Source organism: Pseudomarimonas arenosa (assembly GCF_014841215.1).
Taxonomy (GTDB): Bacteria; Pseudomonadota; Gammaproteobacteria; order Xanthomonadales; family Xanthomonadaceae; genus Pseudomarimonas; species Pseudomarimonas arenosa.
In genome coordinates this window covers 1-12,489 of record NZ_JACYTR010000086.1, presented here as the reverse complement: position 1 = coordinate 12,489, position 12,489 = coordinate 1, and the positions used below count along the sequence as shown (strand labels likewise).

At 62.4% G+C, this 12,489-nt stretch carries 9 protein-coding genes; 7 read left to right on the top strand and 2 right to left on the bottom strand.

Features of this window, described 5'->3' with window-relative positions:
- The first annotated feature begins 359 nt into the window (after positions 1-359).
- Positions 360-3,644, top strand: a complete 3,285-nt coding sequence (locus tag IFO71_RS20520) for a sensor histidine kinase (RefSeq protein WP_192031559.1) — start codon at positions 360-362, stop codon at positions 3,642-3,644.
- A gap of 358 nt (positions 3,645-4,002) precedes the next feature.
- On the top strand, positions 4,003-4,206 hold the full coding sequence (locus IFO71_RS20515) for a hypothetical protein (RefSeq protein WP_192031558.1): 204 nt from the start codon (positions 4,003-4,005) through the stop codon (positions 4,204-4,206).
- 78 nt (positions 4,207-4,284) lie between these two features.
- Here the strand turns inward: IFO71_RS20515 and IFO71_RS20510 are convergent, their stop codons facing one another.
- Positions 4,285-4,728 carry a hypothetical protein gene (locus IFO71_RS20510; protein WP_192031557.1) on the bottom strand — a complete coding sequence of 148 codons (444 nt, stop codon included), beginning with the start codon at positions 4,726-4,728 and terminating at the stop codon, positions 4,285-4,287.
- 136 nt (positions 4,729-4,864) lie between these two features.
- Between IFO71_RS20510 and IFO71_RS20505 the strand changes: the two genes are divergently transcribed.
- From IFO71_RS20505 to IFO71_RS20485, 5 genes are all read left to right on the top strand, one after another.
- The gene (locus IFO71_RS20505) at positions 4,865-5,890 is read left to right on the top strand and encodes a hypothetical protein (RefSeq protein WP_192031556.1); all 1,026 of its coding nucleotides are present in this window, start codon (positions 4,865-4,867) and stop codon (positions 5,888-5,890) included.
- A gap of 213 nt (positions 5,891-6,103) precedes the next feature.
- The gene (locus tag IFO71_RS20500; protein WP_192031555.1) at positions 6,104-7,483 is read left to right on the top strand and encodes a hypothetical protein; all 1,380 of its coding nucleotides are present in this window, start codon (positions 6,104-6,106) and stop codon (positions 7,481-7,483) included.
- A gap of 283 nt (positions 7,484-7,766) precedes the next feature.
- Positions 7,767-10,568: a hypothetical protein gene (locus tag IFO71_RS20495; RefSeq protein WP_192031554.1), complete on the top strand. Its 2,802-nt coding sequence runs from the start codon at positions 7,767-7,769 to the stop codon at positions 10,566-10,568.
- A gap of 125 nt (positions 10,569-10,693) precedes the next feature.
- Positions 10,694-11,320: an FMN-dependent NADH-azoreductase gene (locus tag IFO71_RS20490; RefSeq protein ID WP_192031553.1), complete on the top strand. Its 627-nt coding sequence runs from the start codon at positions 10,694-10,696 to the stop codon at positions 11,318-11,320.
- A 51-nt stretch (positions 11,321-11,371) separates the two neighbouring features.
- Positions 11,372-12,250 carry a pirin family protein gene (locus tag IFO71_RS20485; RefSeq protein WP_332309427.1) on the top strand — a complete coding sequence of 293 codons (879 nt, stop codon included), beginning with the start codon at positions 11,372-11,374 and terminating at the stop codon, positions 12,248-12,250.
- Between the two features lie 30 nt (positions 12,251-12,280).
- Here the strand turns inward: IFO71_RS20485 and IFO71_RS22065 are convergent.
- On the bottom strand, positions 12,281-12,489 hold a 209-nt coding region (locus IFO71_RS22065; protein WP_225444829.1), incomplete at its 5' end, for a hypothetical protein.

Here is a 12,489-nt window from a genome sequence, read left to right as displayed (position 1 = left end):
AGGGCCGTGCCAGCGCCGAAAGATCGCGAACACTCTGTTATCTCAACACCATCGGTCGAAACTCTCGCCCCGCTTGGAATTGCCGGATCTTTCGGCGCGACCTCATGAAATATCCGGGCTAGCCCGGATCGACGGCCCCTGCCGTCGCCAGCAGCTTTTCGTCGGAGGAAACGGGCGGCGGTTGAATGCGCCCTGCGGCCGCAGCCGTGCTGGACTATGGAGTAGCATGAATACCTTACCCAGACGCACTTTGGGGGTGGTGTCTGCGCCAGCCTGCACCTGTGCGAGAGAGAGCGACGCGCGCTGATTTTCGCGTGCCCGCGTTGCGGAGTCGGGCGGTATCGGGCGCGCTGCGCTGCTTGCGCGTCCTGGTTTTGATGGCGGCCTGCGCGCTGACCGTGCAGAACACGCGCGCCGACGACTGGCTTGATCAGGCCGAGCCGCGCACCCTACGCTTTCGCACCATCGGCGTGGCCGAGGGACTCTCACAACGCAGCGTTACCGCGATCGGACAGGACCGCTACGGCTTCCTCTGGTTCGGCACCCAGGATGGACTGAATCGATTTGATGGCGAGTCGATTCGGATCTATCGGCGGCAGATGGACAACGTGTATGGCTTGGCGGGTAACCGGATCACCGCCATTGCGGCCGATGCTGCTGGCGATCTGTGGATCGGCAGCAGCGAAGGATTGAGCCGCTACGATGCCGAGCGCGACCGTTTCGAACAGTTGAGTTCCGCCTTGCCGGATCCCTTCGTCAACCAGTTGCTGTTGGCCCCGAATGGGGTGATCTGGATCGGTACCGAAGGCGGATTGGCTCGTCTGTCAGATGGCGGGCTGATCGAAGCCTTGCCAACCGATCTGTTGGCTGATCGGCGAGCGCGTGCCCTGGCGCTTGATCGACAAGGCCGGCTGTGGATCGGCACGCCGACTGGCATCGCCTGTCTCGATACCAACAGTTTGCGCACGCTGGAACTGCGCATCAACCCGGAATCGGCGCTGAGCGCGGCCACGATTCAAAATGTGTTTGCACTGCTGATGGATCGAGACGGCCGGCTGTGGATGGGTACCAACACCGATGGCGTGCTGGTCTATCATCCCGACAGCGGCATGCTGCACGCACTTAGCCAGATGCTTGGTCATGACGCCGAACCGAGCGACGAAACCATTTACACGCTTCATCAGGATCGCGCAGGTCGGATCTGGGTGGGCAATTACCTCGGGCTTGATCTGTTGCAGGGCGAGCCCGACAAGCCCTGGCGTCGATTGCCGTTTCGCCACCGCCCGCACCAAGGCGACAGCCTGGGCAGCGGCCGAGTAGTCAGCGTGTTCGACGATGCCGCAGGGGGGCTTTGGTTTGGCTCCTGGACCGGTGGTGCTTCAATGCTGCATCCGCATAACCAGCGCTTTGGTCGACTGGACAGCGACTACCTCAGCGCTTCAGGCATCGGTGACGGCTTTGTCATCAGCCTCAATACCGGGCGCCAGGGTAAGCTGTGGGTGTCTACGCGGGGTGGTCTCTTCAGGCTGGAAACTGAGCCGCTGCGTGCGCACCGGCTGGCAGCTGTCGACGGTGATTTCGTTTACCAATTGATCGAAGACGAACAGGCCTACTGGCTGGCAACCTTGAATGGAGTGAAACGGGTTGCGCGCAGCGATCCGACGCGCATGGAGGACATCGATCTACCCGAGCTGCGCGGATTGGATGCCTTCGCACTCCATCTGGACGCAGATCGATTGTGGGTGGGCACGGTCACCGGCGGTCTGTTTGTCGCCGATCATCAGGGGCACGACGTGCTTGCGCGCTATCCGATGGTGGGATGGGTGTCGACCATCACAGCCTATTCCGACACCCTGATGCTGGTGGGAGCAGAAAATGGCCTGTTCTGGTTTGACCGGCAGAGCATGCAGCTGCTGCATCACGAGCGCGGAGGCGATGTTCACGAGGGAGCCTTGCGTTCAGGCAACATCACCGCCTTTGTGCGGGCCGATGACGGTCGCGAATGGCTGGCGAGTTTCGGCGATGGCCTGTATCAGTTGCAGTTGGCCAAGACCGACCATCCGAGCCAGGCGCGCTATGTTGGCCACAATTCAACCACCGGTCTGGCCAATGATGTGATCGCTGCCATGTATCAGGGTCGCGATGGCAAACTGTGGCTGGCAACCAATGGTGGGATCTCCAGCTTTGATCCCGACAACGGCCGCTTTCGCAATTACTTCGCCGTCGACGGCGTGCTGAGCGATGGCTATCTGACTCGAGCGTCAACGCAACTGCCTGATGGGCGACTGGCGTTTGGCGGCGCCGGCGGCCTGAATCTGTTTGATCCGCAGCAGCTCAAGGCCGACCCCGCTGCAGCACCGGCCCTGTTCACTGCGCTCGAACTGGCCGGCAAGCGCTTTGACGTCGTCGCCCAGGGATGGTCGCCGCGCAGCCTCCACGCCAGCGAGGAGTTGCAGATTCCGGCCTCTTTGGCACGCAGCTTGAGCCTGCATTTTGCCTCTCCAAGCTTCATTGCACCGGGCGCGATCGGTTACCGCTACCGAGCGCGACCATTCGATGTCGACTGGAACGTGGCAGCGGCCGGTCGCAACCTCGCCACCTACACCAATCTGGCGCCCGGACGCTATCAATTCGAGGTGCAAGCACTGAATCCAAGTGGTGAGGCGATTGGTTCGGCAAGGGAATTGGGGCTGACCATCGTGCCGCCGTGGTGGCAGACCCATGCAGCCAGGATGCTGCTCGTCGCCCTGTTGATCGCCTTGGCCTGGGCCGCCTACCGAGGACGGATGCGCTATCTGGCCGGCCAGCGCGAGCAGCTTCAGCGAGAAGTCGACGAACGTACGGCGGAGTTGAGTCACACCGTTGAGCAACTCAGGAATACTCAGCGCAGCTTGGTGGAACAGGAAAAGATGGCGTCGCTGGGTGCGCTGGTCGCCGGCGTGGCGCACGAGATCAATACGCCGGTCGGCGTTGCCATGACCGCCGGCAGTCACCTCGGCGTGCTGACGCGCACCGCGAACCAGGCTTTTGAGCAGGGAGCCCTGACCCGATCGGCCTTGGCCGGCTATTTTGGCGAGGCCGCGACCACAGCCGAAATGATCGAGCGCAATCTCAGCCGCGCCGCCGAGTTGATCAGCAACTTCAAGCAGGTCTCGGTCGACCGAACGGCGGACGGTCGGCGCGAATTCTATCTGCATGAGTTGATCTCCGAGCTGCTGTCCAGCGTCAGGCCGATGTGGCGGCGCCGGCCGATCAACATCGAGGTTCGTTGTCCAGAGAATCTACGCATGGACAGCTTCCCTGGCACGCTCGGCCAGGTGTTCAGCAATCTGATTCAGAATGCCCTGATCCATGCCTTCGCTCCTGAGCAGGTCGGTCGTATCGAGATTGCTTGCGCCGAGCTGGAGCATGATCGGGTGGAAGTGCGCTTTTCCGACAACGGCAGAGGCATCGAGGCGCAGCACCTCGGCCGCATCTTCGATCCCTTCTTTACCACCCGCCGCGGCCAGGGCAGTACGGGCCTGGGCCTGCACCTGGTGTTCAATCTGGTCAGCCAGAAGCTGGGCGGCACTCTTTCAGTGGAAAGCGCACCGGCTCAAGGCACGCACTTCGTGCTGGTCATGCCACGATCGGCGCCGGCGTAGCAAGCATGCAAGAGCTGGCACCTGAGCACTTCTAGCCCGGATATTTCATGAGGTCGCGCCGAAAGATCCGGCAATTCCAAGCGGGGCGAGAGTTTCGACCGATGGTGTTGAGAGAACAGAGTGTTCGCGATCTTTCGGCGCTGGCACGGCCCTCATTCGGCCGCTGCGCGGCTACGCAGGGCATTCGCCCTGAGGTCCTTTGCGCCGATTGCCGCGTTGTTCGGCTGCTACGCAGCAACGGCTGCTACGCAGCAACGGCTACTTCGTAGCCTGCGCCTTCGCTACGCTCGGTCGGCTGCTACGCAGCAACGGCTACTTCGTAGCCTGCGCCTTCCTCGCTCCCAGAGCAGGGCCATCCATGGCCCTTCCCGCCTTCGCTACGCTCGGTCGGCTGCTACGCAGCAACGGCTACTTCGTAGCCTGCGCCTTCGCTACGCTCGGTCGGCTGCTACGCAGCAACGGCTACTTCGTAGCCTGCGCCTTCGCTACGCAGCAACGGCTGCTACGCAGCAACGGCTACTTCGTAGCCTGCGCCTTGCACTCGACGCAAAGTCCTCGGTGATCATCCGCGCCCCCTCATGAAATATCCGGGCTAGGTGCGCGTCATCCCCGGCCCGGTCGTCGTGCTCGAACCGATGGATCAGGGCTCCACCGGCGGCTTGGGGCTGCGCACAATCACCGGGCAATCAGGGCAAGGCTGCTCGCGGCCGCTGCCTTTCTCAACACACACATTGCGCGTCGCGTCGTAACGCAGGTTTGTGCTCAATACGCTGGCGTAGGAGGCGTCGCTGCGGCATTGACGCTGCACCTGCACCAGCCGCGCCTCCTGTTCCGCACGCAGCTCTTCTTCCTTCAGCTGCTGGCTGAAGGCGTCCTCGGTCTTGGCAGATTCAGCCTGCTTCACCGCCTCTGAGCGACATTCAACCTTGCGGCTGCTGAAGTTGAGACTGGGGTCGCTGCACACCGGCACGCCGTCGATGGTGATTTCCCAACCTGACAGGTCGACCGGCATGCGCTCGACTGCCGAGGCGGTGCCCGCCAGCAGGGACATCAACAATACGGAATACTTAGCTGATCGATACATCATCCACTCCGGAGGCCAGCAACAGCCGCGGTGGCCGTCTATGCTGAAACGATAGCGACAAGTCGGTCATTGAGAAAGCGCCAGGCGGCCGAGGCCCTGCTACGCTTGCAGCTCTTTGTCCGCTCGCCGCCTCTGTATGACCTCGATCCGCCTGCTGCTGTGCCTGTTGTTGGTCATTTTGCTGCCGGCTGGGTCCTTGGAGGCTGCTGTGCCCGCGGCCGACAGCGTGCTGACCGAGGTCGATGCCTCGGCATCGGTCAACTCGCGCAGTCTACAGCCGCCAATCGCTCGGCATGCATGGCAGGACAGAATGCCCAGATCGTCCGTCAAGTCCAGAACCTGGCGACCGATCTACGTGGCCTCGATGCGCGGTCTAAGTGTGTTGGTGATCGTGGTCTTGATCGCAACCTCGATGCGGCGCTTGCGCTCGGATACGCCTTTCGAGAGCCACGATCCGCCGTTCAGGCTGGGCGCGGCGCTGGAAATCCTGGGTGTGTTGATTGCCGCTGTCGCTGTGTATTTCGGCGATCTGTACGGAATGATCAACGGTCTGGGCTTGGTGTTGACCGGCAGGTTTCTCTATTTCGGGCAACGTTGGGCGATCGGCAGCAGTGCACTCTTCGCTGTGACCGTCCTGGCCTGGGTGCTTGCGTCCGACTATCCGCCGGGGCTGAAGGCGGCGCGAGCCGTGGTGCCCTGGCTGTTGTTTGCCTACATCTATTTTGGCCTGTCAGCGCGTCTAGGCACGATTCGAGCAGAGGATGGCTCGGATGATTCCTTGCCCTCGATGCCGCCCATCGTTTCACTGCGTGAGCGGGCCAGGACCAGACACGGCGCTGCAATGCCCAACGACGCCGCGAGTGCTCTGGTGCCAAGCACCGCTCGGCCAGAGGACAGCGCGTCAAGCGCTGCCCCGACCGCTGCGGCGGATCCTCTGCGAGTGCAACAGGCCGAAGCCATCGCTCAGCGGATGCTGATCGAGGAGCGTGGCCGAACTGCGGCACGCGCGCGCCAGCGTGAGACGGTGAAGATGAACGGCACTACGTTTCTCGCTAGCGTTCTTGTTGGGCTGGTGCTGGCCGTGCTGATTGATCCGTCGATCGGATTTGCCGTGGCCCTGCTGCTGATGATGGGCCTGGTGCTGCGGCAGCTGCGGGGCTGATGTCGGGCCATCGCCTTGGAAGTGCTCGGCGTCTGCGGCTGATCGATTCCACCAGAAGATTCCGAGTTGAAAGGCTGTCGGACCTTCGTTCGGACGTCGAGATCGCCTTGCGTCGCTGATTTTCTTGATGTCCTGGGGCCGACTGACTGCCAGTCGCTGCGGCAAAGACCTGTCGTAGCACTCTTCCGATGGATCAACAGGACGGATGCAATCTTGAAACGTTTACTCGTGGCTTTGATGACGCTGCTTGGGCTGGTGGGTGTGGCAAGCGCCCAACCGTTGAACAACCGGCCCTTATTGGTGCCGCTGTACGAGGTGTACAGCCGGCAGTACAACGACTATTTCTATAGCGTCGACCTCGAACAGGTTCAGATCGCCAAGTCCATGTTCGGTTACACCGGGCAAAAAGTGGTTGCCCATCTGGAGCGCCGGCAACAAAGTGGTACACAGGCGTTCAAGCGCTTCTACAAGGATTGGCCGGAGTACAACCACTTCTACACCACAGACAACTCAATGGTGGAGTACTACAACGGCCGACAGATCAGTGAAGTCAATCTGGTTCAAGCCGAATTCAACTACCAGTTCGAGGGCGTAGAAGGCTATATCTATGAGTTGCCGGTTCCGGGTACGGTCGCTTTGCATCGGTTGAACTATTGGAACCCGACCACCGGCAACCAGGTGCACCAGTACACCACCGACAACAGCACCGTGCAGCAACTGCGCGCCAGCGGCTGGTCCTATGACCGCATTGCCGGCTATGTCTACAGCTCAGCCCAGCCGAACTGGGAAAACGCCGCCGGCAGGCATTTCCTGCTTGGTATGCGCTGCCCCGGGCCGGCCAGTAACACCCAACCCCAGGACACCAGCCACGCGTGTTTTGCAAACGGCGACGACGCCACGCGCTTTCGTGACTTCTTCTTCCCCACCGTCAACATTGACTCGGTTCGACCGGCCGGCCGATCAACGCAGGTGATCACGTTCAACTTCATGAGCCGGGATTTCTTCGGCATACCGGCCCAGCAGGGCGGTGGCGACCATCTGTCGTTCGGCTTCCGCGGTCACCTGCATGCGCACCGGGCTGATGTCGCACAGTTCTGCCCCTTCCAGGCGCCAGCCGGACAAGTCGGCCCGAATTGCACCTGGCAACGCGGCCTGGGCATGAATCTCTGGCAGCAGCGTGGTGCTGGCGAGCCGATGCTCACTCTTGAAGCCTGGTGGGTGCCCAACACCAACTCATGGACCGACGTAGCGGGCAGTATTGCCCTGCGCGGTCCCAGCGCGGGCTACGCCAATGCCTTCCAGAACTTTGTCACCTACAGCGTTTCGGCCCGCGTCACTGAGGTCGGTGGTGGTCCGCATGGTGTGGGCGGAATCCTTGATGTGGAAGTGCGCAATCCAAGCGGCTACGTCGTGGCCAAGGGGTCTTGGGACACCCGCAACCAAACCGGTGCGATTAATGGCGCACAAGGATTGCCTTTCACCGCTGCCAGTCCGTTCCCCAGCGGCCTGAACGGCCTGTTCATGGCCTCGGCCAATGAGGCGCGCCGTGACTACACGGTGTTCATTACCAACCTCAAGATTCGTTGGCAGTAAGGCCAAAGCGGCAGCGCAGAATGTTGGCAGCTATCAGAATGTCCCGTTGGTGGCTGGCGAATCCCAACCCTGCACTACTCTCGTCATTCCCGCGAAAGCGGGAATGACGTTTGTCCGCAAATTTCCAGGCGCCGAATTGTGGCTCTGCGTCGCCCCTTGCGGCGCTTTGCGTATGTACGCGCCGCTGCCCGAATTCGGTCGGCGATTCGCGCGGGTAGATCGCCGCAGGTGGCCTGCACCGAGAGTAGGATAATGGCTTGGCGGTCGACGTGGCGGAGGTCTTATGTGGCGTCTGGTCGTTCTGCTTGCAGTATTGAACGTGGCCCAGGCCGGGCCGCTGCCGGATCAAGTGTTCAGGGACGGCTTTGAAGATCCCGGGCCGCCGGTCAGCAGCATTCCCTGTCTTGCGGGGCCCGTGCAAAGCGCTGGCCTCGGCGCGTTGCCGGCGGGCAATCGCGCACTGCTGACCTGCTTTGAGCTGCGCAACGATCGCGATTTTGCCCGCAGCGAGCTGGCCTACGGCGGAGTGCCGGTGCCACGAGCAGTGGATTTGCGCGATGCCGATCTGGCGCGATTGGTGCTGGCCGGGCCGGGCGATGTACGGCTGCCGGCGCAGTTCCGCATTCTTTCCCGCTGGGGCCAACCACAACAGGTCGATGCCGCGGCACGCTGGCTGCAGATCGCCGTGCCGGTCGACGTATTGGCCAATCAGAGCACGGTGGTCGCCTTGCTGCGGTATGACAGCGCACCGACCGCGCCGGTCGACAATCTGGCGATCAGCGTGGATCAAAGCGGCGGGCGCTGGACCATCGACACCGGCCTGGCCGAGTTCGTGGTTGATCCGAGCAATCCGGCTCTGTTCGAAAGCATTGCTCTGCGGGCAAGCCCGGGCTCGGCCTTGCTCGATCCGGTGTTGAGCTATCAGGCGGGAACCGCAGGTTATGGGCCGCGATTGCGGGTAGGCGATGGCAGCGGCGGCGAATTGTTCAGTGCCGGCAATGAGCTGGCCGGCAGCCTGGTGGTGGATGCAGCGCAGTTGCGCGAGCAGGGATCCACCCAAGTAGTGCTGACCATGGATGGCCATTTTGACAGCGGAGACAACGATGCGCTCTGCGTCGTCGGTGGCGTGACGCCGTACCCGGCCTGGCAGTGGAGTGTCGAGGCGCGCTTTTATCGCGGTCGGCGCCAGGTCGATCTGTACTATTTGCTGCGCTACGCCTGCAGCGATGGCTTCGGCACCAGCTGGATCGATCAGACGGGCCAGGTCCTGTTGTTCGAGTGGAACCTTCTGTTCAATGCCGATAGCGCCAATGCCGGCAGTCACTTCTACGCCGGCAGCGGCACGATCGGCTCGGTGGCCAGCCCCGGCGCCAGTGCAACCCGGGTGGAGCAGCGGCGCGGCAGCGGCGATCCGTGGCGACGGGCGCGGGTGCAGCAAGGCGCGGGCACGCTGGAGAGCGCCGAGTTCTTTGCCCGGCCGCAGGTCGGAATGCAGAACGACCGGGTGCTGGCGGCGATTCAAATGCCCTGGATGCGCTTTCGCGAACCCCAGGCCCTGGTGGCCGAGGGCGACCGGCTACGCCTGCAGGCGATCTCCGAACCGATCTTGATTGGCGAGGGCAAGGCCCTGTGGTTCAGCGCTCGGCTGGATCTGGCGCCAGCGTCGATGGCGCAGCCCGGCAGCGCACTGCAGGCGTGGCGTGATGCCGGCTATGCCGCCTTGGAGCGCGGCCTGTTGCCGCATGCAGCCGAGTGGATCAATGCGGGCGATCATTGGCCACCCTTGACCGGCAGCAATTCCAGCGCCCTGCTATCGCCCTATCTCAACTTCCTCAATCGCCACCACCAACAGAATGTCAGTGAAGCGACCTGTATAGAGACCTCGCCGGGCGTGTTTGAAGGCGGGCAATGGGATTGCGCCAAGACCTACGGCGCCCAGCTGTGGCCCGATGTGCAATTCAACGAGCAGTTTGATCCGGTGGTGAATGCCAGCCCGGCGGAGAATTCGCCTTACCACAACTACTGGAATCCGAGTGGGGCCGAGCTGCTCGAGTTTCTGCGTTCCGGCGATCCACAGTGGGTGTGGGACTTCGCCCTGCCGCAGACCTGGCTGATGGCGCAGACCGCGGCGCTGAATATTGGCGATCGCGATGACACGATCCGCAATGGATTCGTCGTCACCTCCACCGGCAGTGGCGATGGACTGTGGCACCGCAGTGGCTTTGGCTCGGACGATTACAACTACAATCGCGGCCAACACATCGCGTTTGCGCTGCGACCAAACTACCCGTTCCTCGAGCGCATCGGCCGTCAGGGTCGCACCGTGATCGATCGCTACAACATTCCGCGGGCGCAGCAGGGCACGCGCGGACAGTTCGTCAACGAAGTGCGGCTCGATCGCGGGCCGATGCAGCATTTCGAAGGCCTGGCCAACTGTGCCGAGTTTGTTCCCGGTAGCGAAGGGCAGGCCTGCGATACCAAGCTGCGCGAAATTCTCGACGAGCTGGCGCAGGACAACCTCGCTTCAGGTGTGATCTGTTCCGAGGATGATCCGGCCAGCGTGCCGTGTTTCTTCGGCCAGCAATTCATGATCAGCAGCATGTTCTACACCTTCCTGCTGCGCCTGCATCAGAACTACGGCGACGTGCTGCATGAGGTCGACAATGGCAGTGTGCTGCGCCGGGCGCTGGTTGAGCTGCCGCTGCTTTATCGTCAATACGGATTGCCGGTGAATGCCGGAGTGATCGACATCAACGGGCAATGGGCCGAGGGCTTTGACTGCACCCGTTCAATGGATGGACGCACGGTGACCGGCTGCACCCCGGTCGATATCGAAGGCGCCAACCTGTTCTTCGTCAACCGGCCGCAGATCATCGCTCTGTTGTTGATGTCCGAATGGCTGCAGCCCGATCCGGCACTATGCACGCAAGCGCGGCGAGCACTGAACGATATGTTCCCCGACCCGAATCAACTCGGCCCGCTGGCCGAATATCAGAACGGTGGCTGGTGGAAGGGCGCCGATCAGGTGCTGCAGAGTCTGGTGTTTGCCCAGGGCCTGGAACGGCGCTGCAGCGAGGCGCCGTAGCAGGTGAGTCCAGGTCTGATCGATTGGTCGTTGCGATTTCGCAACGCTGAATTCTTGGTATCTATGTTTATGCAACGACGGGGCGGGCGCACTCTAACTCGATCATCCAACGCATGGAGTCCATCATGTCTACCGTCCTGGTTATCAACAGCAGCATCCTCGGCAGCGGCTCGGCTTCGCGGCAGATGGTTGATCACAGCCTGCAGCGACTGCTGGCCATCGAGCCGCAGGCGCGGGTAATCCAACGCGATCTCGGTGCCGAGCCGATTCCGCATCTTTCCGAAGCCAACTGGGCCGGTGTGCGCGGTACGCCTAGCACTGCCATTGAGCTGGAAACGCGCGCCCTGTCGGATCAGCTGCTGGACGAGCTGCGCACTGCCGACACCCTGCTGATCGGCGCGCCGATGTACAACTTCAGCCTTCCCACAGCGCTACGCAGCTGGTTCGACCACGTCCTGCGTGCCGGTGAAACCTTTCGCTATGGGGCGAGCGGGCCGCAGGGCTTGCTGTCGGGCAAGCGCGTGATTGTGATTGAGTCGCGTGGCGGCTTGTACAGCGAAGGCCCGGCGCAGGCGCTGGATTTCCAGGAGCCGTACCTGCGTCAGCTGTTCGCCTTCATGGGGCTGACCGATGTGCACTTCCTGCGCTTGGAGAAGCTCGGCTCCGGCGCCGAGGCACGCGCCGCAGCGCTGGAGTCGGCGAAAGCGTCGCTGGAGAGTATCCTGGACGCACAATTCGCCCAAGCCGCCTGAATCGGAGGGCTGACCATGACACCGAGCAGCGCTAACGCCGCGTTTCAGCCTATCGAGCATGTCATCGTGCCGCCGGTGCGCGATCTGGGCGACGGCTTCAAGGTGCGCCGCGCCCTGCCATCGGCGCTGAAGCGCATGGTCGGCCCCTTCGTGTTTCTCGATCATTTTGGTCCGGTCAGTTTTGGCCCTGACCAGCAGGGCATGCAGGTGCGGCCGCACCCGCATATCGGGCTTTCCACCCTGACCTATCTGCGCGCCGGTCAGATCATGCATCGCGACAGTCTGGGCAACGAGCAGCTGATTCGTGCCGGCGATGTCAATTGGATGACCGCCGGCCGCGGCATCGTGCACTCCGAGCGCAGTCCGCCGGCAGTGCAGGCCAATGGCGGTGAGTTGTTCGGCCAGCAGATATGGGTGGCGTTGCCGATCCAGCACGAAGAGATCGAACCGAGTTTTTGCCATCACCGCGCAGATTCACTGCCCAGCGCCGAGGAAGCGGGTGTGCAGCTCACGGTCGTCGCCGGGCAAGCCTTCGGCCTGCGCTCGCCGGTGCGCACCTATTCCGATCTGATGTGCGTCAATCTGGTCATGCCCGCCGGCAGTCGCTTTCAGCTGCCGACCGAACATGTCGAACGAGCCGCCTTGCTGGTCAGGGGTGAGGTCAGGGTGGAAGACGAGTCAGCTCGGTTTGATCAGGGCCAGCTGATCGTATTCCGCCCCGGCGCTAACATCGTGTTACGTGCAGAGCAGGCCGCGGTGCTGTTGTTGGTCGGCGGCGAGCCACTGCCCGAACGCCGGCACATCTACTGGAATTTCGTTTCTTCCTCACAGGACCGTATTGCCCAGGCCAAGGACGATTGGCGCGAAGGGCGGTTCGAGGGTATCGAAGGCGATAGCGAGTTCATTCCGCTGCCGAAGGAATCGGCCTAGCCCGGATACTTCATGAGGGGGCGCGGATGATCACCGAGGACTTTGCGTCGAGTGCAAGGCGCGACGAGCCCAAGTGGTGGGCCCACTTGGGCGAGATCGGGACGCAGTCCCGCGTTGCTGCGACAGCAGCCGACCGAGCGTAGCGAAGGCGCAGGCTACGAAGTAGCCGTTGCTGCGTAGCAGCCGACCGAGCGTAGCGAAGGCGCAGGCTACGAAGTAGCCGTTGCTGCGTAGCAGCC